The sequence below is a fragment of the Hymenobacter tenuis genome (assembly GCF_054780495.1).
In genome coordinates, this window is sequence record NZ_BAAGWF010000004.1 from 620,922 (window position 1) to 642,644 (window position 21,723).

Sequence of the window (21,723 nt, forward strand, 5' to 3'; positions counted from 1 at the left end):
CCTAGTAAATGTAGGCTCAGCAGCAGCCTTGCTTACTCGCCGTTTGCCTCACCCGGAAACAGCAGGTTATGAAAATCGCGCTTCGAAGCGGGGTACCGGTTGAAGGTCCCTAGCCCCCGGGCCACCACCAAGTCGTTGCGGGTGGGGCACGTGATGAAGGCGCTGCTGACGATAAGGGTTTTTCCGCTGTGCTCTACCACGCCGTGCGCCACTAGGTGGTCGTGGAGGCGAACCGGGTGCAGGTAGTTGATCTTGAACTCGACGGTAGAAACTAGCTCCCCGGCCGTGAACGCCAGCGAGAGAGCTGCCGCGCCCAGCACCGAGTCCATAAGGCCGGCCAGTACGCCGCCGTGGCAGGTTCCCGGCGAGGAAAGGTGTTCATTCTGCACGGTCATGGTGTAGCGCACGTCGCCAGGCTGGGTCACGAGCAGCTCCATACCATTGGTGCGGCCGTAGTGGTTTATCTGATTATAGATGGCAATGAGCGTCGCAACGTCAGGGGTTGGCTCCATGGAAGGGGGTAGTAGGAAGGGCAGGTGGAAATCAGGAGAAAAGGTAGCTACTTTAGACAAAACCCTACCGCTTATGCCTCTATCTGCCTCGCCTAGCTTTGCCGAGTTCTACCCGCATTACCTGCGCGAGCACAGCCGTCGGGGCACGCGCGTTCTGCATTTTACAGGCACCACTCTGTTTCTGGCTGCCACCGGGCTGGCCATTGCCGAGCGCCGCCCAGCGCTGGTGTTGGCTGGCGTAGTAGCCGCGTACGGCTTTGCGTGGGCGGGGCATTTCCTGGTAGAGCGCAACCGACCTGCCACCTTTCAGCACCCATGGCTCTCCCTGCGCGGCGACTTCCGCTTGTATTGGGACCTAGTACGGGGCAAAGAGAAGTTCTGAGCCAGTACCTGCTAGAGCGCCCGGCGCATCAGGAAATGCGGGATGGTGCCAAACAGCAAATGCGAAGGCGCCACCACCTCATAGCCCAGCCGTTGGTAGAATTGCACTGCTTCCGCGCGGGCGTGCAATACTATTTCCTGCATACCTTGAGTGCGGGCGGCTGCCTCCAGGTGCAGCAATACCGCGCGGCCCAGGCCGCGGCCCTGCCAGCTGGGGTGCACCGCCATAAACCGGAGCTGGCCCTGCCCGGGGCCGGAGGGGTGCAGGCGGCCCACTGCCACGGCTGCGCTTGTGTCGGGGGCTAGAATCAGGGCGTGGGTGGTAGTAGGGGCCAGGTCATCGTCGGCGCGCTCCGAGCCGGGTGGCTGCTGCCAGGGCTGGCGCAACACGGCGTAGCGCAACTGGTAATACGCGTCCCACTCGGCGGCGGAAGCAGGGGTAGTAATATGCATACAACAGAAAACAGAAGTTGACCGGCAAATAACACGGAAAATCAGATGCCAAGCAGGGCCGGTTTGGCACCGGTTGCTGGCCTAGTAGCGAGCCGCTTCTTCTGGGGCTAGCGTTTCATGCGGCGTCATATTCTCGTCTCGCTATCTTTGGCTTCTCAACCCGCGGCAGGATGCTACGTAGCACATTCAGCCCTCACCTTTATTTTCACGCATGGCATCCTTTGATATTGTAAGCAAGGTAGATCCGCAAACCCTCGAAAACGCGGTAAATACGGCCAAAAAAGAATTGCAAACCCGCTACGACCTGCGCGATACCAAAGGTGGTATCGAGCTCGACAAGAAGGCCAACACCATCACGCTCACCTCCGAAAACTCCATGCGCATTAAAGCCCTGGAAGATATTCTGCTCACGCGCATCGTCAAGCAGGGTATTGATGGCACGGCCCTGGATTTTACCGCCGAAGAGCAGCCCATGGGCGCCTTGGTAAAGAAAGTAGTGAAGGTGCGCGCCGGCGTCGACAAAGAAGCGGGCCGCAAAATCATCAAAGCCATCAAAGACGGCAAGGTGAAGGTAGAAGCCCAGATGCAGGACGACCAGATTCGGGTGACGGCCAAGAAAATTGACGAGCTGCAAGCCGCCATTGCTGTGCTGCGCCGCACTGATATTGGCCAGCCCCTGCAGTTTGTAAACATGAAATCATAGGGAAGCAACGAAGCTAGCACATGGCGCGGCGCTAGGCACATACGCTTGCCAAAGCCCCTCGTACCGCTGAGTACACACCATCATTCGTCCTTTTCTCTCTTCCCGATGAACTTCGACTTTTCTGTTTTTTCAAACCCCGAAACCTGGGTGAGCCTGCTGACGCTCACGTTCATGGAAATCGTGCTGGGTATTGATAACATCATCTTTATTTCCATCATCGTCAGCCGGCTACCCCGCGACCAGCAGAAGCGCGGCCGGACCATTGGGTTGATGCTGGCACTGCTGTTTCGTATTGGCTTGCTGCTCAGTATCTCCTGGATTGTGGGCTTGAAAGCCCCGCTGTTTAGCCTGCCACTGCCGTGGATGGAAGGCGGCTGGAGCGTAACCGGCCGCGACCTGATTCTGCTGGGCGGTGGCTTGTTCCTGATTGGCAAAAGCACCACCGAAATCCATACCAAGCTTCAGGGCGAAGAAGAGGATGAGCACGGCAACAAAGGCGGTACGGCCACGATGAGCCACATTATTTTTCAGATTATCCTCATCGATATCGTGTTCAGCTTCGACTCCATTCTCACGGCCGTAGGCCTGGTAGATAACGTGCTGATTATGATCCTGGCCGTGATTCTTTCCATGGCCGTGATGATGATTTTCAGCGGCATAGTGGCCGATTTTGTGAATCGCAACCCCACTATTAAGATGCTGGCCCTGTCGTTCCTGATTATGATTGGGGTGATGCTGGTGATGGAAGCCTTCCACAAGGAAATCGAGAAAGGCTACATCTACTTCGCCATGTTCTTCTCCCTGATAGTGGAGGTCCTGAACATGCGCCTGCGCAAAAAGACCACCCCCGTGCACCTGCGCGACTCGCAGTTTGATTAGCACTAGCTCCCTAAAAAGCAGAAAGCGCCCGAAACAGTTGTTTCGGGCGCTTTCTGCTTTTTAGCATGTTGCCTTAAGAAGCCTGTAGGAAATAAATAACAACCGCTAGCAGCAGTACGCAGCCCAGGCTGCAGTTAATTGTCAGCGGGTAGGGACTGCGTTTGCGTGCGCCTACCGCGGCCACCACCGCCAACAGTACCGGCGCAAAAAAGAAGTTGCCATATACGCTCACCTGATCCACGCGCTGTAGCGGCTGCCCCACCGGAGCTAGTTGCCGCACCTGGCGGAAAAGCGCACTCCGCCGCACGGTAAGCACGGTGCCAGTTTCCAGGTCGAAGTCGTAGTTGCGCAGGTTGGCATGAGGCATATGCAGCGAGTAGTGCGTCACAATCCCGCTTCTTCTAGACGACATGGTGTGCCGCTCCACCGCTTGCACCACTTCCCGGGGGTAGTCGAGAGTCCAGCAGAAATCAAGCAGCAGCAGCCCGCAAAACACCAGCATAAGCTGGCAAAACCGGCGTGCCCAGGGCGCATAGCGGGCGTATACTTCGGCATACGGATCGGCCTTGGGCGCGCGGCGCGGCGCTGGCCGGCCGGTGCGCCGCAACGCTGGGTCACGGTGAAGCGGGGCCGCGGGCGCAGCGGCTACCAGGCGCGGCTGCCGCTGCGCCTGCAGCTGGGCATCGTAGGCTAGGCGCCGATCCGGGATGCTTAATACATCATAAGCTTCATTAATCAGCAGGTAAAGCGCATGGGCCGCCGCGTCGGGGGTGCGGTCGGGGTGCGTGAGCAGCACTAGGCGGCGGTAGGCCTGGCGCAGCTCCGCCGGCGTTGCCTGCTCTGACACACCTAGTATGTCGTAATAGGTGGTCATTACATAGTTGGCAGAAGAGATGCTATGGCGGGCGTCTGGTCCTGGGCCCGCCGAATGGCCAGCTCCAGTAACCTGCGGTTCAGCTCCGCACGGTTCGCCCGGTAAAAGATAGTTTCTTCTTCGGTAAACAGGCCCACCATCAGCCCAATAATAGTATAGCGCAGCTTGGTATTGCGGCTTAAAAGCTCGGCTACCAGGCGCTGCTGCTCCGTAACGGATGCCCCGGCGTACGGTACGTGGTGGTCAGCAAGGAAATCGGCGAGGGTAGCAAGCAGGAGCTGGTTTTGCAGTTTTAGCACGGGCCGCAGCGTATGGTGCAGAAACGCGCCCACGGTATCAGCCGCATCAAGAGGTTGGGCCAGGGTGATAACGGGGCGCAGGGCTAGCAAAGCGGCATCGGCCGCCGAAAGGGTAGAAGGGTCAGACATGCCTAGATAACCCGCAGCCGGGCAAATCGGTGTAAAAAATGCCCGCCCAGCTTTCGCCGGGCGGGCAGAACGCCAGTGCAGAGGCGGTTGGGCGCACGCCAGAGCCTAGTGCTGCACTACTACTTTCTTGGTGATGATGCCCTCAGAGGTTGTCAGGCGAACAATGTAAATGCCCGCGCGCAAGGCCGCCGTGTTGATGGCAGTGCCTTCCTGCTGCAGGCGCGCCGAGCTAACCGTTTGCGTGCTTACCCGCTGGCCCAGCAACGATACTAGTTCCACCTGTACCGGCACCGCGCTGCTTACCTGCGTCCGGACCACTACTTGGCTGTTGGCTGGGTTCGGGTACACTTCCAGCAAGGCTTCGCTGAGCTGCTTGCGGTTGCTCAGAATAGCCGGCAGATCATACGCAATGGTTTGATCGGTGAGCTTATTGGCGTCGCCTTGCTTGGCGCTGAAACCCATGCCGCGCCGAGCAAATGCGCGCCAGATCAGGGCAGAGTTGGCGGCCTTATTGTTGATGGAGTCGGCCTTAAGAATGGCGTTGCGGCCGTCAATAAAGCCGGGGTTGCATTTCTGCAGTTTGCAGCCATCAATTACCAGCTGCAGAGCCAGGTTATTGCCGCCAGTGGCGGCCGTTAGGTCGGGGTTGTAGCCGTGCTTTTCAATCAGGGCCCAGTTCATGTCCCAGAGCGTAGAGGCCCAGATGTAGCCGATGTTGTGCACCTGTACGCGGGTCACATTTTCGGCGTCTTCGTAGGTGTTGTAGTTGCCGGTGCCTACCAGGGCATACGTGGCATCATTCACTTGGAAATTGGTGCTGTAAGGCTTGGGCCGGATGCCGCCGCCGGTGGTGGGCTGGAACGTGGCATATGTACCGATGCCGCGCGGGGTAGTGCCTACGTCGCCGGGCTTGGTAGTCATCCAGAGAGCAAAGAAATCACTCCAGCCTTCGCCCATTTGTTCGGCACTGGTCAGGCAGTTGGCGTTGCTGGCCCCACCTGTCAGGCGGCTCGAAATACCGTGTCCGTATTCGTGGGCGACAATGCCGTTATCGAAATCACCATCGCGCAGGTAGTAGTTACCGGCGGCGTTTATGGAAACCGTCTGGCCAGCCTGTAAAGCTGTTTTCAATCGGTCGCCATCGCTCTTGGAAATAAAAATAGACGGGATACGCAGGCCAACGGTGTCAGTGCCACCCATCGTAATCAGGGGCGCATTGGCCAAGTTATCCATCACGACCACCATTTTTGCCCCGGCGTTTTGAGCATTCCTGATTTTTACGGCAAAGCCACAGGGCGTGCCGCCGCCGCGTTCAACCAAAGCAATGTTGTTGCGAACATCCGCAGCGTTGGTAAAGGCGTTGCAGGCTAACGTAGGGGTAGCCGTGCCGTCGTTTGCCAGTACTAAGTTACCGGTGATGGGGCCTACGGCTGCCAATTTCTTGCCCAGGCTTCCCTCGCGAGCATTTAGCTTTCCGGCCAAGCTAGCCGGAGCAACAACGTTAATGACCAACTCGGAGAAATCCCAGAGGTACATCTGCATGCGGGGGCGCGCTCCTTCGGCAGGGGTAGCGAAGTTGGCATTGTTCAGGTTCACGGCTGAGGCCGACATGGAAGCGTCTTGCGCTTCGGCCTGCACGTCATCGTTGCCGGTGCCGCGTCCGGAGTAGTTTTTCACCTGAAAGTTGCCACTAGCCTCATCGAAGCCTTTAACCGCCATCACATCGTGCATGATGTTGTTCCAGTAGAACAAGTTCACGACGGCAGCCGGCAGGTTTTCGTTGGGGGAAGCGCTCAGGCTGGCGTTGAAGGGGTAATTAAAGATCAACTCAGGGCCGCCGCTGGGGCTGATGCTGGAGGCGCTGTATTTGTTGGCATTGCCCCGGTCGTCGTAGGCCTGCACGTTGTTGCCCCGCGTCAGGTTCGATTCGGCTCCGGCCACGCCATTGGTATCATGCCAGCCAAACGGCGAAACGCGGGCATCGGCCGGATTGGTTACTACTTGGCGGGCTCCATGAATGGGGCTCTCCACCGTAATCGGCCAAACGTTATAGGAGTTGGTAGCAGTTAGCTTGTTGGCCGTGGTAGACGTAGGCGTTGGTGCATCGGCGGAGGCGAGCCGGGCAATGGGCTGCGTTAGCTCCGACATGCTGAAGCTGTCGTGGATGGTGTAGTCGGTTTTGTCCAGCAGCTCGCCGGTGGCCGCATCAACCCGTGCACTCCAATAATGCTCTGCTGAGGTCGGGGCTATGGTAACATCCCACACCAGGCGCAACTCGCCATCGGGCATGGGCAGGTACATGAGCTTTACCGGAATGTTTTCCAGCGAAATGCCACCATGGCTGAACTCCATACCCTCGGCAGCAGTGCCGGCTTTTACTACTTGTAAGTTGCCGGGAGCCGGTAAGCGCAGGGCGCGGGCGGCCGCCGCTACGGCCTTTTCGGGGCTTAGAGAAGGAGTGGCAGCCCGGGCGGCTGTGGCTACGTTTGTGCGAAAGCTGCTGTGCAAGTCGGCTACCTTGCCTGCCTGGTTTACGTGCACATCAGCTACGGCTCCAAATACTTCCACGCCTTGGTGGCGCTGGCGCAGATAGATGTGCGTAATGCCCGTATGCTCGTCGGTATGCTGACTGGTGACGGCAGGTTCAGCTACATCTGTGGCCAGCAAACCCAGGCTGGTACGCTTCGCGCTTAAGGCCCCAAGTGCCCGCTCTAGCGGCGCATTCTGAGCGGCTGCCAGGCCCGGAACGGCCAGTAAAGCAGCAACCGCCAATGACCGCGCCGCAGAAGTAGTAAAAGGTGCTCTCATTCAAGGAAATCTAGAGGTGGGCAGGAAGCAGACTACAAAAACTAGCCACGGATTGTTCTGGTGGCTCGTTTCAAATTTACACAACAAACGACGGCTTTGGTTCCAAAAATGCTGGCTAAGTGTCGAGTTTGTTGCCAGGTTGTCATTTACTAGCCCTCATCGGATGCCAAACCCCAACCCATTTTGCTGATAAAATCCCAGAGTACCACTCCAGCCGCTACGCTCACATTGAGGCTGTGCTTGGTGCCAAACTGCGGAATTTCTACGGCCGCGTCGCAGTAAGCCAGCACCTCGTCTTCTACCCCAAACACCTCGTTGCCCATCACCAGCGCATACGGCCGGCCGGTTTCGGGCCGAAAGGAGGGTAGGGGCTGACTGCCCGTGGTTTGCTCCACGGCCACCAGTACGTAGCCGGCGGCTTTCAGCTGTTGCAAGGCCTCGAGGGTAGTAGGCGCATATTCCCAGGTTACCGACTCGGTGGAGCCTAGGGCCGTTTTCGTGATTTCGCGCTGGGGCGGGCGGCCCGTGATGCCGCACAGCCAGATTTTCTCGATGGCAAAGGCATCGGCGGTGCGGAAAGCAGCGCCCACATTGTGGAGGCTACGCACATTGTCGAGCACTAGGGTAAGGGGGAATTTTCGCGTATTTTTGAAGTCTGCCACCGTCAGTCGGTTCAGCTCTTCCATGGAGAGTTTGCGCATCCTGCAAAGGTAGGAACGCGCCCGGTTGCGGCTGATGTTGGGCGTACACGAACCACCGGAAAACAGCGCGAAGCTCCAGCTTCGTGCATTAGGGCGCACCACCACCCGTGCCCCAATGCCCGCCTCGGTGGTTCCCCTCTGTGCCAAGCTGGAGCTTTGCGCCACATGATCTGCTAGTGAAAACGAAAGTCGTCGACCCCAATAAAAAGCCCATCCGCACGCATGGCTCCCTCGGGCCCGCTCCCGTAGTTGATACGCCGCTGATGAAGCAGTATTATCAGCTGAAGCAGGCCCACCCCGGCGCCGTGCTCCTGTTCCGCGTGGGCGACTTCTACGAAACCTTTGGCGAAGATGCCGTTACGGCCTCCCGCATTCTGGATATCACGCTTACCAAGCGCGGCGCGGGCACTTCGTCGGAGACTCCGCTGGCGGGCTTTCCGCACCATGCCCTCGATAACTACCTGCCCAAACTGGTGCGGGCCGGGCAGCGCGTAGCCATCTGCGACCAACTCGAAGACCCTAAGCAAGCCAAGGGGCTAGTAAAACGCGGCATTACGGAGCTGGTAACACCCGGCGTGAGCCTGCACGACAACGTGCTGGACCGCCGCTCCAACAACTACCTCTGCGCCGTGCACTTCGGCAAGCACGAGGCCGGAATCAGCTTTCTGGATATCAGCACTGGCGAGTTTCTGGTGGCGCAGGGCACCATTGAGTACCTGGGCAAACTGCTCCAGAATTTTCAGCCCGCCGAGGTGCTATTTTGCAAGAAAAGCCGCCAGGAGTTTGAAAGCCACTTCGGCCCCGACTATTGCCATTTTGCCCTCGATGAGTGGGTATTCGGGTTTGATTACGGCCACGACACGCTTACGCGCCACTTTAACACCACCTCGCTGAAAGGCTTTGGTATTGACGGACTGCGCGAAGGAATTACGGCCGCCGGCTGCATTCTGCACTACCTCGCCGAAACCAAGCATACCGACGTGGGCCACATCGGCAGCATCGGACGCCTGGAGGAGGACAAGTACGTGTGGCTCGACCGGTTTACGGTGCGCAACTTGGAGCTGGTGCAGCCCCAGCACCCCGGTGGCGTGCCCCTAATTGATATTCTCGACCAGACGGTAACGCCCATGGGCGCCCGCCTGCTACGCAAGTGGGTGGTGCTTCCCCTGAAGGAGCCCGCCCAGATTCAGCGCCGCCTCGATACCGTTGAAGCCCTGCTCCAAACGCCCGAATTGCTGGAAACCCTGCTCCAGCACTTGCGCCAGATTAACGACCTAGAGCGCCTGATTTCCAAGGTGGCCGTGCGCCGCATTAACCCGCGCGAGCTCACCCAACTTGCTAGGGCTCTGGAAGCCATCAGCCCGATGCGCGAACAACTAGCTGCTTCCGGCATTCGGGCCCTGCAGAAGCTGGCCGATCAACTAAACCCCTGCGCCGCTCTGCGCGACGAAATTCAGGCCAAAATCCGCCCCGATGCCCCCATCCTGACCAACCAGGGCGGCGTGCTGAACGATGGCGTGGATAAGGAGCTAGATGAGCTCCGGGCCATGGCCTTCTCGGGCAAAGACTACCTCTTCCAGCTCCAGCAGCGCGCCATTCAGGAAACCGGCATTTCGTCGCTGAAGGTGGCCTATAATAAGGTGTTCGGCTACTACCTCGAAGTCACGAACTCGCACAAGGACAAGGTGCCAAGCACTTGGATCCGGAAGCAGACCCTAGTGAATGCCGAGCGCTACATTACAGAGGAGCTCAAAACCTACGAGGAGAAAATCCTGCACGCCGAGGAGCGCCTGTTCGTCATTGAGCAGAATATCTATAACGACTTGGTGCTGTTTGCGGCCGAGTATGTGGCTCAAATTCAACAGAATGCCCGCGCCATTGGCGTAGCCGATTGCCTGGCTTCGTTTGCGGCCACGGCGCGCCAGCACCGCTACGTGAAGCCCGTGGTGGATGATTCTACTACCCTTGATATTACGGCGGGCCGCCACCCCGTCATCGAGCGCCAGTTACCGCCCGGCGAGCAGTACATTCCCAACGACATCTGCCTTGACCAGGACCACCAGCAGATTGTGGTGATTACCGGCCCCAACATGGCAGGTAAATCGGCCTTGCTGCGCCAAACCGCGCTGATTGTGCTGCTGGCCCAGATTGGCTCCTTCGTGCCGGCCGATGCGGCCCACGTGGGTGTTATCGACAAGATTTTTACTAGGGTCGGTGCCTCCGACAACCTCAGCAAAGGCGAAAGTACGTTCATGGTGGAGATGACCGAAACGGCATCCATCCTGAACAACCTCTCCGACCGCAGCCTCGTGCTGATGGACGAAATCGGGCGCGGCACCAGCACCTATGATGGTATCAGTATTGCCTGGGCTATTGTGGAGCACTTGCACAACAACCCGAAGGCCCGGGCCAAAACGCTGTTTGCTACCCATTACCACGAGCTCAACCAGCTAGCCGACGACTGCCCACGGGTGCGCAACTACAACGTGGCCGTAAAGGAAGCTGACGGCCGCATTCTGTTTCTGCGTAAGCTACGCGAAGGTGGCTCTGAGCACTCGTTCGGCATTCATGTGGCGCGTATGGCTGGTATGCCTACCTCAGTCGTGTTGCGCGCCAACGAAATCATGCACCACCTGGAGCAGGAGCGCACCTCAACCGGCGTGGATACAGAGGCAGCCACGGAGTTTGATGAAGTGCTGGCCGGCCTGGATGAGGAGCCTGGAACGGGGAAAGTAGTACCGCTTAATGGGCATTCACCAGCCTCAGAAGCCGCTCGCCGAGGCCCAAAAGCCCAGCCCGCTGCGGCCGTGCACAACGCCCCGCGCCCCAGCCTGCAGCTCAGCATGTTCGAGCCCGCCGACCCAGCGCTGGAACGCGTGCGCGAACTACTGGCCGCCCTGGATGTGAATACACTCACCCCCATCGAGGCCCTGTTGAAACTCAACGAGCTGAAGCTGGCGGCTGGCAGCAAGTAAGCACTCCAGAAAGCCAAGCTGCCGTATCAGGTGGCTTGGCTTTTTGCGGGACGTTTGCCAGTCACTAGGTTGGTTACAGGACGCAACCGGCAGATAAAACTTGTAATGCCGAGCAAAATCAAGGTTTTCAGGTGAAATTTTTCTGACTGAGAATCAGCTGGAAAGGGCTGAAAACAGAATTTTCTAGCGGTTTTTTTAGGGCTGGCTCTTGACTTCAGGATTTCCTGTATTACCTTTGTCACATCAAAACGCCACTACGGCGCCAAGATCAAAAGCGAGAGTAGCTCAGTTGGTAGAGCGCGACCTTGCCAAGGTCGAGGTCGCGAGTTCGAACCTCGTCTCCCGCTCCAAGTAAAGACCCTGCTAAACGGCAGGGTCTTTTGCTTTATAGCAGGCTGTGTGTGGTTGCTCGCAACTGCTTTCAGTACGTAACAGGCCCGCCAAAACTGTGTTACCTGCTCTTTAGGCCTGTTCGGGGCCAGAAAAGGAAGCGTTGCCTTCATCGTTTGCTGATTTTGCAGTTACTTTGTCGTGCTATCCTGCTGCTAGGTGCCTGTGCAGGCAAAAGCAGCCTCACCTGCCAGAGTGGTGTAATGGTAGCCACGAGGGACTTAAAATCCCTTGTCTTCACGGACGTACGGGTTCGAGTCCCGTCTCTGGTACTAAAAAGCCCCTTTGCAGCATGCAAAGGGGCTTTTTTATTGCGCGTTGGCCTAGCAATTTCTACTGCATTCGCTAGCGCACCTCTACTCCTTTAGTATAGATGGTGCCATCGGTGGTGCGCATGCGCAGTACGTACAACCCTTTGGGCAGCTTCGAGCAGTCAAACAACGCCCGAACCTGAGACGAAGTGGCGGCTAGCAATGGTTGGGTAGCTACGGCGGCCCCCATGGCGTTGTGCAAGGTAGCCTGGCCTGCGAGCAGCATGCCGGCTTTGTTCCACGTCAGCTCGGCCACAAGCCGTTGGCTGGTTGGATTCGGAAACACTTCCACTATGGCATTGGCCCCACCATTGTTGCCGGAGCGAGGCGCTAGTATATGCAAGCGGGCAACAAAGTTGATCGGGCTGCTGCCAACGTTAAAGCCAACCCGGCCGAAAGAGCCTTTCCCGGAAAGCTCACCTAGTAAATACAGTTTGCCCGATTGGTCCTGCGCAATGCTCTTGGCTTTGGTGTCGCCGCTGGAATCTAGGTTTTCAGCATAGTACACGTCGCCATCGGGCTGGAAGCTTTGAATAAAGGAGGAAACCTGAGGGTCGGTTGACGTGCGCCACCCGATGAGCGTGCTGTATCCTTGCTCGTCTGTGGTCAGGCCGGTAGCCGATTCGTTGGAGCTGGTCCCGACTGAGGTAGTCCACTGCACATCGCCCGCACGGCTGTAGCGGGCCAGAAAGGCATCGGTGCCCCCGGCACTATTCAGTGGCTGCCCCCCAAAAGAGGTGCTGCCGGAGTACGTGCCAGCTACATAGATATTGCCTTGTCGGTCGGCGCCGAGGGCATTGAGCAGAGCAGTACCCCCGCTACGTTTCAGCCAGCTTACATCTCCTGTTGCTGTTTTCAAACTAGCCAGAAATTCATCCCCCCCACTAGTTGTCAGGTAATGCCCGCCTAGCTCCATCTCAGCACTAAAGTGTCCCCCTACAATGCAGTTTCCCCGGCCATCAAGGGTTATATCGGTACCAGATGCACCATAACTATTGCGGTTAGACGATACCTTAGCCCACGCTACGGCCCCGGTAGTGGTGTAGCGTACCACGTACATTACCCGCCGGCTGTGGCCTACCACTATGTCGCCGAACCGGATGCCGCCATAGGCGGATAGGCCGGTTATATAGCTATTGCCGGCCGCATCGGTCGCAATGGCAGTGGCTATACAACTATAATCCGTAATGCCAAAGGCCTGAATCCACTGCACCTGGCCTTTTCGGTCGAATTTGGCCAACATAGCGGTGGTGTTGTGTTCGCTGATGCCCGGTACGATAACGTTGCCATACGATACCTCGCGTTCAAAATTCCCGGCTACGTACACGTTCCCGGCCGCATCCACCGCTACATCGGCCCCGGAGGCAGAGTAATTCCGGTAGGGCTGCGGGTTAGGGCCGCGCCCAATTTGTGAGGCCCACATCACCTTACCACCGGGGTTATACTTCACCAGAAACAGGTCATTATCGCCCCGGCTGGTGAGCGTAGTGCGGCCAAAGCTGACGGTGCCAGAGAACTGGCCCGTTATAAAGCTGTTACCCGACTTATCGGTAGCAATGCTATTGGCCCGAACGTTTGTTCCGGCACTGTTGAGCTTCTGAAGCCAGTGCCAGTTGGCTTGCGCGCTGGCATTTAGGTAGCTCAGCAGCAAAACGAAAGAAAGAAAACATGCTTTCATAGCGGATCAGATAAGAGTAAGAAGTGACAAGAGCCGGCAAACGTTTCGAAGACGCGTTTGGGAACCAGAATAGAGTGGCAATGGGGCGCTGCCACAGATGTGACAGATAGATAGAGCAGCACAGAATCAACAGCACAGCAATAAGTGCTTCAGTAGTACTAAGTTAGTTTTAATTATTTCTTATCAAAGAATAAATATGGTTTACTTAATGATGATCTATGTCATGAACTAGGGATAGCGGGCCCGGAAATACGAGCGTAAAATATTCAGGTAAGCGGGCCTGACCCCTGAAGACGCCAGGAATGAGCGGGTTTCTCTACCTTTAAGCGTATTAGACCTGTTTCGCTTCTGTATGATGCCTCCGCAGCCTGCTTCGGCACCCGATTACCAGCACAAAATCAAGCAAGTATTTGCCGAGGTAGGCAAGGTGGTAGTAGGCCAGCATTACATGCTGAACCGCCTGCTGATCGGGCTTTTCACGGGAGGACATATTCTGCTGGAAGGGGTGCCCGGGCTAGCCAAGACGCTTACTATCAGTACACTATCTAAGGTGCTGCACCTGCACTTTCAGCGCGTGCAGTTCACGCCCGATCTGCTGCCTTCAGATTTGGTGGGCACTATGATTTACAATCAGAACCAGTCGCAGTTTGAGGTGAAGAAGGGACCCATCTTCGCGAATCTGGTGCTGGCAGATGAGGTAAACCGCTCACCAGCGAAGGTGCAGAGTGCCTTGCTGGAGGCGATGCAAGAAAAGCAGGTGACTATTGGCGAAACCACCTATCCGCTGGATCTGCCGTTTCTGGTACTGGCCACCCAAAACCCGGTGGAGCAGGAGGGTACTTACCCCTTGCCTGAGGCCCAGGTTGACCGCTTCATGATGAAGGTGTATGTGGACTACCTCAAGAAAACTGATGAACTGGAGGTGATGCGCCGCATGGCCAACATGAGCTATGTGGGAGAAGTTAGCCCGGTCCTGACTAAGGAAGATATTTTTGGTATTCGCCAGCAGATCAATCAGGTACAGATTTCAGAAACGCTGGAGAAGTATATTATTGAGCTGGTATTTGCCACCCGCAAGCCAGCGGAATACGATCTGGCGGAGTTTCAGCAGTACGTACAGTTTGGCGTGAGCCCACGGGCTAGTATTGCGCTGCACCGGGCGGCCAAAGCCGTGGCCTTTTTCGATGAGCGCGACTACGTGTTGCCGGAAGACATTAAGGAAGTTGCTGCCGATGTGCTCAATCACCGCATCTTGCTCAACTATGAGGCCGAGGCCGATGGCATCCGAACCCAGGATATGATAGACGCCATTCTGCGCAAAGTCCCGATCAGCTAGTTATTATATAAGTAGCACCTAGCGGCCCGGCTTGCGCACAAGGTGCCAGTAATACGCCATATCGGAGAGGCGCGGCAGGAAGGCTATTGGGCTCAGGCCTGTGGCTCGCTGGAACTGTACCAGTAAATACGCGCAGGAAGTAAGGTAGGAGAGAGAGGAAGCCAGGGCCACGCCCCGAATGCCCAGGCGCGGCACCAGCACCGAGCACGCTACCAGCGTAACGCCCAGCCCCAGCACCGAGGCCCAGTTGTTGATGCGGTAGCGCGCCAAGCCGGCAAAATAGCTGCTTAGAAGCAACTGAACGGCAATGGCCAGGGTGCCGGGCACCAGCAGCACCATTAGAGGACGGGCGGCCCCGAATTCCGGCCCGAAAACAGCAGTTAATAAATTTGTAGGGAGGCTTACTAGGGTCATCGCTGCCGCAAAGGTGCCCAGCAGCGTTAGCCGGCTGACGCGTAAGGTCGAATCGGACAAAGGGCCAGCAGAAGCTGTGTGCACCAGGTCAACGTATTGTACCAGAGCCGTACTGCGCGGAATCAGCCAGATAGCCTCCATCAGCGCTACCCCCACCGATAGCACCCCCACGGCCCGGATATCGGCGAAGTGAGCCAAAAAGTAGTAGCCCAGCCGGTAATTGGCAAAGGTGATGATGTTGGAAAAATGGGCTCCTCGGCTGTGCCGAGCCAACTCGCGGGCCGTAGCACGGAGTCGTAGGCGGCTGTGGCGCTGGTAGTTGGGTTGCCGAAGTAAAGCTACTAGGCTCAGCAGCAGTGGCAACCCGAAAGCCACGTAAGCAGCCGTATAGTATGTGCTTATAGTGCGCGCGGCAGGACTTGAACTGAAAGCCAGCCCCAACCCCACAGCCAACAGCGCCACCTGCAAAAGCAGCAAGTTGTTATAGGTTGCCTCGCGCCGGCGGCCTAGTAGCAGAGACGTGTTTATGGAGAAAAAAGCCTGGAGCACACTCAGGGCGCCCAAATGCTGGAGGTACGCTGCCTCAGGGTGTCGGAGCCACGCTATGGTTGCGGTTCCAGCCAGACACACTACCACGGCCCAACCGTAAGCGGGCCCCAGCAAGTGCCACAAGTTGCGGCGCGGTGCCAAGTATATCAGGGAAGAGCCGCCAAACAACCCGATAAAGAGCAGCAGCAGCGCACAATCCGTAACGAACAGACTGATAGTACCCCGCCCGGCGGCGCCTAGGTAATGCGCCGTCAGCCACACTATCCCGAAGCTCAGGAAAGCCGTGGCTAGGCGGGTAGCAAAATTACGGACGATGCGGCGCAGCATAGGTCGGGGGAGGGGTTTGACGCTAGCGCCGGCCTAGTACCTGATGGTATAGCTGCCGGAAGGCAGCCCCTACCGCCGGGTAGCTGAACCGGCTGACTGCCGCCTCGCGCAACTTCGTGGCATCATACTGATGCGGCGGCGCCTGCAGAATATTCTGAATGGCATGAGCCAGGGCGGCTTCGTCTTGGGGTGGCACCAGCAGGCCCCGGGAGCCATCATCGGGCAGCAGTTCAGGTATGCCGTTCACGCGCGTTGCCACGGCCGGCAGTCCGCTTGCCTGGGCTTCAATCAGGACGCAGGGCAGGTTTTCGTAATTAGAAAACAGCACTAGGGCCTGCGCCCGCTGCATTTCCAGGGCCACCTCGGCTGGACTCAGCTTCCCCAGAAACGTAACGGTTCCATCTGAAAGCAAACCTAGCGCTGAAGCCAACTGGTGTAGCTGCGCTTCGGCCGGACCGTAACCAGCTATGCGCAACTGCACGTGTAGCTCAGGGTACGTTATGCGCAGAGAAGCTACTGTGCGCAGAATGCCACTGAGGTTTTTGGCCTGCTCATTAAACGCTGCCACATGCAGCAGCCCATGCCGCGGTTCCGGAGTTGCCGGGAGCCGAAACACGTGCATATCAACCGCATTCGGAATAACGGTGGTGTGCAGATTGGTGGCACCTAACCCGGCCAAAGCCTGGCGCAAGTCTTCGGATACGGGCGTAACGGCATCGGCTTGGCGTACCAGAAACCCAGCCATCTGGCGCCGAAACCACCCTAGGCGCCCCGAATTTACAGGCAGAAAAGCCGTCCAGTGCTCCGTTAGCAGATACGGGATTCGGTGCCGGCGCTTAAGCCACCACGCCAGCACGGCCGTGCGAAACAGAACATGTGCGTGCACCACCTCGGGTCGTTTTCCGTGCCAGTACTGGTGTACCGCCCGCAGGCCGCGCTGCATGCACACGAGCCATAAAACAAGCTTCAGCAGTTTATCGAGGTATCGTATTCCCGTAATGCGCGAGCGATAATAGTAGCGCCACGTGGGTATGTTATTTTCGACAACCGCTTCAAATTCAATGAAGTGTGGTAAGGGGCTGCGGGCAACAGCGGCAAATACAACGGCCATGGAAAGTGGAGCGGTGCCGAGGGCGCTACCCTGCTCGATGGCCTGAATATGCTGAGCCACAAAATTGCCATCCTGGTCGTCGTAGCGGTTGGGGTACCACTTAGGCAGATGCAGGATGCGCATGGCAGGCAAAACAGGTTGGGGCAGATGTGGGGGCTAGTAAAAGTAGTGCCGGGCAGCCCAATTAGGTGCGGCCCTGCCAAATCACTAGGTGCCGCTAGGTGGCAAACCGCCGCAACGGCCTGCGCAAGCGTCGCCATTTGCAACGGTTAGTTTGAATCGTAATATTGTAGCTATCAGTCTGTGTTTTGCGGCTGCACCTAGTAATAGGCACGCATTGCTGGCTTTGCTCAGTTGAGAGAGCTAGCACTGGGTGTATGCCCGGCCGCCAACGGTGCCACAAAGCTGCTAGCCCCACCCAGCATGCGTGAGGTGCTGTAGAAAAGCAGCAAGTTCTGGCTGTTTGGCTGCTTAGCAACTTACGCCGTACACTCCTCCCTGCCCAAGTAATCTTTATTTTTGAGTTCCATTTGCCCCTTTCTACCATGCTCCAGTCCATGACCGGCTACGGTATCGCTCACCGCGAAACCGACCGCTATTCCGCAACCATCGAAATCAAGTCGCTCAACTCCAAAACGCTTGATCTGAGTTTGCGCCTGCCCCGTTTCCTGCAAGACCGGGAGCTGGAAATCCGCAATCTGGTGACCAAAAGCCTGATTCGGGGCAAGGTGAACCTGAACTTGGACTTTGTGCGCCCGCGCGCTACCAGCGCCCAAGGTTCCATTGTAAATACCGAAGCCCTACGGGTAGCCAGCCACGAGTTGCTGGAGTTGAGCAGGGTAGTGGGCTTATCCCTGGAGCAGCTGACGGCCATTGCGCACGCTTTGCCTGGTGCCATGCGTATCCCCACTGATGCCACCGCCGCGACGGAAGAAGAGGAGGAAACGCCCTGGGAAGAGCTGCTACCGCTGCTTCAGGAAGCCCTCGACCGGGTACACCAGTTCCGCCGCGACGAAGGACAGGCGCTTACCAGCGAGATTCTGGGCTACATTGACCGTATCCGCATTCAGCTGGCCGAGGTAGAGCGCTACGACCCCACCCGCATTGAGCTAGTGCGCCAACGCCTGCAAACCCACATGGCCGATATTACGGGCAGCGAGCATTTCAACGCCATTCGCTTCGAGCAGGAGATTCTTTTCTACATCGAGAAGCTAGACATCGCCGAGGAAAAAGTGCGCTTGGTCAATCATTTACACTATTTCACCGAGACCGTAGGGCTACCTGAGCCCACAGGTAAGAAATTAGCCTTCATATCGCAGGAAATAGGCCGCGAAATCAACACCATTGGTTCCAAGGCCAACGACTCTACCGTGCAACACCTAGTGGTGGGCATGAAGGAGGAGCTTGAAAAAATCAAGGAACAAATCAATAACATTCTGTAAGTACCACGGTCTATAGAATGCTTGGTTTTTGCGGCTGTAAATAGAACTTTGCCGCTAGCATTAACTATTGACTATTCCCAATATATAATTGGGATTTTTCAGGCATGGCTTGGTTTGATAAAAAAAATCTATATCGCCTAAAAACCTTGTTTAAAGGTTGTATTTGATGTTTTTGAGCGTTGAATAGTTCTGGCTTTTACCTGAAGTGGAACTATTATTTTGTAAAATACTTGCATCTGCTAATTTTGTACGTAAATTGTGTTATCCAAACAGAGCGGCTTTTCACTCTGCGGACCACAGTTTGCTTTTGATATCCACCTTTTTTCAATCCATACTTATGAAAAAAGTCTTACTCGCTGCCCCTGTTTTCTGCCTGATGCTTTTGCTGATGGCTGCCCGTCCCTTCGCTGAAGTGGAGCTGATAAAAAAGCGCGTGTTGAGCGAGCGGGTGGAAATTCTCATTCCCAAAGGGTTTGAGGTGATGAGCGAACAGCAAATGGACTTTAACTACGCTAAAGCCCAGAGCCGTCCGAGCGTAATCTATACCAACAGCAAGGAGGCCAGCATTGCCTTCTCCTACACTGACAACACCGCCGATCAGGACATGATCGAGATGTACTCGGATAACTTCTACAAGACCTACGCCAAGCAGTTCAAAGAAGCGAAGTGGTTCAACCACGGCGTGAAAGAAGTGAACGGCCGCAAGGTTGGCTACATGGAGCTGATGAAGCCTGAGTTGGGTCATGAGGTATACAACCTCATTTTCTTCACCGACGTGGAAGGCAAACTGCTCATGTGCACCTTCACCTGCGCTGACCGTCAGAAGCCTGAGTGGGAAAACGTAGCCAAGCAGATCATGGCTTCGTTCAAAGCCAATAGCTAGAACAATATCTCTGCCCCGGCCCTAACCGCGGTAGATATAGGAAAGCCTGCACATCCTAGCCACGCTAGCATGTGCAGGCTTTTTCGTGTTCAAGACTCTGCTAATAAAAGAAGCGAGGACTACCTGCAGTTTACGCGTGTTGCAAGGATAGGAGATGAGGCATTAGACCTAGGCGCGCGAGTCGGCCTAGTTTGCCTTGTTGGAGTGCCTAGTACGTATGCATCGTCACGTATGCATGACTAGATGAGTCCGTCTGGCAGAGCTGGAGGTATGGATTACTGTTTCAATGTCCGCACGCGAGATGCCTCGCCTACCATTTCTGTTTCCAACAGTTCACACTACTTGGTATGATAGACCAGTAGGCTACCGCGCTCCTTGCTGATTCAGGAAGTCGCGCAGGAGCTGGAAGACGTTGGAAAAGGCCGTTAAGGGTAGCGTCTCAGCTTTATCGTGCACATCGTGGTAGGCACTGATTCCGCCACGGGTATAGACGAAAAAGGCCGGCACGCCGCGCTCCGAAAAATAGTAATGGTCGGAGTTGGCCGCGCGGCCGCGGGCCGCTACTGAAGGTACGTAGTTGCCCGCCGCATTAAGTTGGCTGAGCTGCTGAAACTGCGGCTCGAATACTCGGCCATTGACCACCGTGATGCCATCTTGCCCCGTACCCAGCAAATCCAGGTTCAGCAGAAACCTAATTTGGCTCAGTGGCACTAAGGGGTGCTCCACAAAATATTTCGAGCCTAGCAGTCCAGCTTCTTCGGCTCCAAAAGCAATGAAGGCTACGGAATACGCGGGGCGGTTTTCGGGGCGGGCATAATGGGCGGCCAGTTCCAGCAGCATAGCTATGCCACTGGCATTGTCGTTGGCGCCGGGAAACAGGGCGCGCCTGCCCTGGCGACCGAGGTGGTCGTAGTGCGCGGAAACCACCAGAAATGAGTCGGGTTGGATACGTCCCGGCAGGTACCCTACTAGGTTTTGCGTGGAGTACGCGGCTTTTAGCTCAGCATCTACCCGCAGCTTGGCCGTAGCAGCAGGCGGGCTCCCAGCATTATTAACCCCGGTTAGCCATGGGTGCGGCAGCGCCTCCAATCGTATCTGTCGGCTTTGGCTGGAAGATAAGGAAGCGGTCAGTTTCGGGACCAGCGTAATTACCGCCGCAGCCGAATCGAGACGCTGGCGGATTTCAGGCGGGTACTGAGCCAACTGAGTTTTAGTGCGCGCCGAGACTACTACCGTGCCTGGATAACTGGTGAAATGCAGAAAACGTTGCTGGGCGGCACCATCAGTGAGGAGCGTACTATCCAAATAGGCTAGGGTTCGACCGATGCCTAGTCGGCCTGGGCCACAATCGGGAGCCGCAATGAAATCGAGGCCAGGACGGAGGCGACGCTGGTTGCTCAGCAACGGAAACGGAAACAGGGCACGATTCAATCGGAGTTTAAGCGCGCCCGGGAAGGTGTTAACGGTAAGAGGAAAGGGCTGCCGAAAACCGGAGCCAAGCGGCTGAAGTCCAATTTTGCGGAAGCGCTGCTCCAGGTAACGGGCCGCTTTCTGGTCGCCGCCGCGCACGTACCCTCGGCCTTGGAAAGCTGGAGAAGCCAGTGTAGCAATCGTGCTTCGCACGCGAGGCATGTCCTGCGCTAGGCTCGGTACGGCCGCCAACCACCCCAGGCTAGCCCAGGCTAAGAGGCGGAATTGCCGGTGTATAGCGCTCCGGTGCCACCTCATTGCCAGAAGCGCCGCAGGCCCCACATCAGCAGCAACCCACCCACGGCACCAATAGCATCACTGATGATGTCCGACCATTCACCGTTGCGGCCTAGGTCCATCCACATCTGCAACACCTCAATGCCGGTGCCCATTACCAGCGTAAACACCAGCACAACTCGGAACGCATTCGCCTGCAACGCCGGAAACCAACGTTGACGTCGGGCCGAGAAAACCGTCAGGACCGACTGCACTAAAAAGACAAAAGCATGCGCGCCGGTGTCAAATGACAATAGCTCCCAGTGCGGCGTTTCGGGCATGGAGCGCGCTGGGGTCAGGGTTAGAGCAAACACCAGCGCCGCCCACGCCAGCGGCAGAGCCACTAGGGCTCGGCGACGGGTCGGGGGCGGCGCGGTAGTTAGCACGGCCAGTAAAACAGGGGTAAGGCCGCTTACGCGCCTACCAGTTCGCCGTAAGCTTCTGAGTTCAGGAGGCCCTCCAGCTCAGCAGGGTTCGAGATGGAAATTTTCACCATCCAGCCATCGCCATAGGGGTCCGAGTTTACAAGCTCCGGGCTGCCATCAAGCTGCTCGTTTACTTCCAGTACGGTGCCAGTGATGGGGCTGAACAGGTCCGAAACCGTTTTCACAGCCTCCACCGTGCCGAATACTTCGTTTTGAGCTACCTCTTTATCGAGGGTGTCAATGTCCACATATACGATGTCGCCAAGTTCCTTCTGAGCGTGGTCAGTAATGCCGATGAAAGCAACGTCGCCTTCAATCCGGATCCATTCGTGCTCTTTGGTGTACTTCAGGCTAGCGGGCAGATTCATGAGGGTGCGGTTTGGGTAACAATGAAAGA

Annotated in this window: 19 protein-coding genes and 2 tRNA genes; 9 read left to right on the forward strand and 12 right to left on the reverse strand. The window is 56.8% G+C overall.

The window, feature by feature from the left end:
* Positions 1 to 32: 32 nt before the first annotated feature.
* The gene (locus ACYVGU_RS16235) at positions 33 to 512 is read right to left on the reverse strand and encodes a PaaI family thioesterase (RefSeq protein ID WP_460622925.1); all 480 of its coding nucleotides are present in this window, start codon (positions 510 to 512) and stop codon (positions 33 to 35) included.
* A 73-nt stretch (positions 513 to 585) separates the two neighbouring features.
* Between ACYVGU_RS16235 and ACYVGU_RS16240 the strand changes: the two genes are divergently transcribed.
* Positions 586 to 894 (forward strand): Mpo1-like protein, encoded by a 309-nt coding sequence (locus ACYVGU_RS16240; protein ID WP_460622926.1) that lies wholly within the window; start codon positions 586 to 588, stop codon positions 892 to 894.
* Positions 895 to 905: 11 nt separating this feature from the next.
* Here ACYVGU_RS16240 and ACYVGU_RS16245 read toward each other — a convergent pair whose 3' ends face one another.
* On the reverse strand, positions 906 to 1,346 hold the full coding sequence (locus tag ACYVGU_RS16245; RefSeq protein WP_460622927.1) for a GNAT family N-acetyltransferase: 441 nt from the start codon (positions 1,344 to 1,346) through the stop codon (positions 906 to 908).
* A 211-nt stretch (positions 1,347 to 1,557) separates the two neighbouring features.
* Here ACYVGU_RS16245 and ACYVGU_RS16250 point away from each other — a divergent pair, with 211 nt between their 5' ends.
* Positions 1,558 to 2,049, forward strand: coding sequence for a YajQ family nucleotide-binding protein (locus tag ACYVGU_RS16250; RefSeq protein WP_460613640.1), 492 nt, complete (start codon positions 1,558 to 1,560; stop codon positions 2,047 to 2,049).
* A 105-nt stretch (positions 2,050 to 2,154) separates the two neighbouring features.
* Positions 2,155 to 2,928 (forward strand): TerC family protein, encoded by a 774-nt coding sequence (locus tag ACYVGU_RS16255; RefSeq protein WP_460622928.1) that lies wholly within the window; start codon positions 2,155 to 2,157, stop codon positions 2,926 to 2,928.
* A gap of 73 nt (positions 2,929 to 3,001) precedes the next feature.
* Here the strand turns inward: ACYVGU_RS16255 and ACYVGU_RS16260 are convergent, their stop codons facing one another.
* The 4 genes from ACYVGU_RS16260 to ACYVGU_RS16275 all read right to left on the reverse strand — a co-directional run bounded on the left by ACYVGU_RS16260 (position 3,002) and on the right by ACYVGU_RS16275 (position 7,739).
* Positions 3,002 to 3,802 carry a J domain-containing protein gene (locus tag ACYVGU_RS16260; RefSeq protein ID WP_460622929.1) on the reverse strand — a complete coding sequence of 267 codons (801 nt, stop codon included), beginning with the start codon at positions 3,800 to 3,802 and terminating at the stop codon, positions 3,002 to 3,004.
* Complete coding sequence (locus ACYVGU_RS16265; protein ID WP_460622930.1) at positions 3,802 to 4,230, reverse strand: hypothetical protein; 429 nt, start codon at positions 4,228 to 4,230, stop codon at positions 3,802 to 3,804. Before ACYVGU_RS16265 ends, ACYVGU_RS16260 begins: the two co-directional genes overlap by 1 nt.
* A 105-nt stretch (positions 4,231 to 4,335) precedes the next feature.
* Positions 4,336 to 7,038, reverse strand: a complete 2,703-nt coding sequence (locus tag ACYVGU_RS16270) for a T9SS-dependent M36 family metallopeptidase (RefSeq protein WP_460622931.1) — start codon at positions 7,036 to 7,038, stop codon at positions 4,336 to 4,338.
* A gap of 149 nt (positions 7,039 to 7,187) precedes the next feature.
* Positions 7,188 to 7,739, reverse strand: coding sequence for an RNA methyltransferase (locus ACYVGU_RS16275; protein WP_460622932.1), 552 nt, complete (start codon positions 7,737 to 7,739; stop codon positions 7,188 to 7,190).
* Positions 7,740 to 8,002: 263 nt separating this feature from the next.
* On the opposite strand from ACYVGU_RS16275, the gene mutS reads away from it, so the two are divergent.
* The 3 genes from mutS (at position 8,003) to ACYVGU_RS16290 (ending at position 11,376) form a co-directional block, all read left to right on the forward strand.
* Positions 8,003 to 10,714 carry a DNA mismatch repair protein MutS gene (mutS, locus tag ACYVGU_RS16280; protein ID WP_460623402.1) on the forward strand — a complete coding sequence of 904 codons (2,712 nt, stop codon included), beginning with the start codon at positions 8,003 to 8,005 and terminating at the stop codon, positions 10,712 to 10,714.
* Between the two features lie 274 nt (positions 10,715 to 10,988).
* Positions 10,989 to 11,064: transfer RNA gene (locus tag ACYVGU_RS16285), tRNA-Gly, on the forward strand.
* Positions 11,065 to 11,293: 229 nt separating this feature from the next.
* Positions 11,294 to 11,376, forward strand: a tRNA-Leu gene (locus ACYVGU_RS16290).
* A 73-nt stretch (positions 11,377 to 11,449) separates the two neighbouring features.
* Here ACYVGU_RS16290 and ACYVGU_RS16295 read toward each other — a convergent pair.
* Entirely contained in the window at positions 11,450 to 13,093 is a 1,644-nt protein-coding gene (locus ACYVGU_RS16295) for a T9SS type A sorting domain-containing protein (protein WP_460622933.1), read from the reverse strand.
* 352 nt (positions 13,094 to 13,445) lie between these two features.
* Between ACYVGU_RS16295 and ACYVGU_RS16300 the strand changes: the two genes are divergently transcribed.
* On the forward strand, positions 13,446 to 14,429 hold the full coding sequence (locus ACYVGU_RS16300) for an AAA family ATPase (RefSeq protein WP_460613693.1): 984 nt from the start codon (positions 13,446 to 13,448) through the stop codon (positions 14,427 to 14,429).
* Positions 14,430 to 14,447: 18 nt separating this feature from the next.
* Here the strand turns inward: ACYVGU_RS16300 and ACYVGU_RS16305 are convergent, their stop codons facing one another.
* Together ACYVGU_RS16305 and ACYVGU_RS16310 are read right to left on the reverse strand one after the other, a co-directional pair.
* Positions 14,448 to 15,719 carry a lipopolysaccharide biosynthesis protein gene (locus tag ACYVGU_RS16305; protein ID WP_460622934.1) on the reverse strand — a complete coding sequence of 424 codons (1,272 nt, stop codon included), beginning with the start codon at positions 15,717 to 15,719 and terminating at the stop codon, positions 14,448 to 14,450.
* Positions 15,720 to 15,741: 22 nt separating this feature from the next.
* Complete coding sequence (locus tag ACYVGU_RS16310) at positions 15,742 to 16,953, reverse strand: glycosyltransferase family protein (RefSeq protein ID WP_460622935.1); 1,212 nt, start codon at positions 16,951 to 16,953, stop codon at positions 15,742 to 15,744.
* 422 nt (positions 16,954 to 17,375) lie between these two features.
* On the opposite strand from ACYVGU_RS16310, the gene ACYVGU_RS16315 reads away from it, so the two are divergent.
* Both ACYVGU_RS16315 and ACYVGU_RS16320 read left to right on the forward strand, forming a co-directional pair.
* Positions 17,376 to 18,272: a YicC/YloC family endoribonuclease gene (locus ACYVGU_RS16315; RefSeq protein ID WP_460622936.1), complete on the forward strand. Its 897-nt coding sequence runs from the start codon at positions 17,376 to 17,378 to the stop codon at positions 18,270 to 18,272.
* Positions 18,273 to 18,609: 337 nt separating this feature from the next.
* Positions 18,610 to 19,155 carry a hypothetical protein gene (locus ACYVGU_RS16320; RefSeq protein WP_460613697.1) on the forward strand — a complete coding sequence of 182 codons (546 nt, stop codon included), beginning with the start codon at positions 18,610 to 18,612 and terminating at the stop codon, positions 19,153 to 19,155.
* A 363-nt stretch (positions 19,156 to 19,518) separates the two neighbouring features.
* Here ACYVGU_RS16320 and ACYVGU_RS16325 read toward each other — a convergent pair whose 3' ends face one another.
* From ACYVGU_RS16325 to gcvH, 3 genes are all read right to left on the reverse strand, one after another.
* Positions 19,519 to 20,787 carry a M28 family metallopeptidase gene (locus ACYVGU_RS16325; protein WP_460622937.1) on the reverse strand — a complete coding sequence of 423 codons (1,269 nt, stop codon included), beginning with the start codon at positions 20,785 to 20,787 and terminating at the stop codon, positions 19,519 to 19,521.
* A 92-nt stretch (positions 20,788 to 20,879) separates the two neighbouring features.
* On the reverse strand, positions 20,880 to 21,287 hold the full coding sequence (locus ACYVGU_RS16330) for a VanZ family protein (RefSeq protein ID WP_460622938.1): 408 nt from the start codon (positions 21,285 to 21,287) through the stop codon (positions 20,880 to 20,882).
* A gap of 26 nt (positions 21,288 to 21,313) precedes the next feature.
* Positions 21,314 to 21,694, reverse strand: a complete 381-nt coding sequence (gene gcvH, locus ACYVGU_RS16335) for a glycine cleavage system protein H (RefSeq protein ID WP_460613700.1) — start codon at positions 21,692 to 21,694, stop codon at positions 21,314 to 21,316.
* Between the last annotated feature and the right edge of the window lie 29 nt (positions 21,695 to 21,723).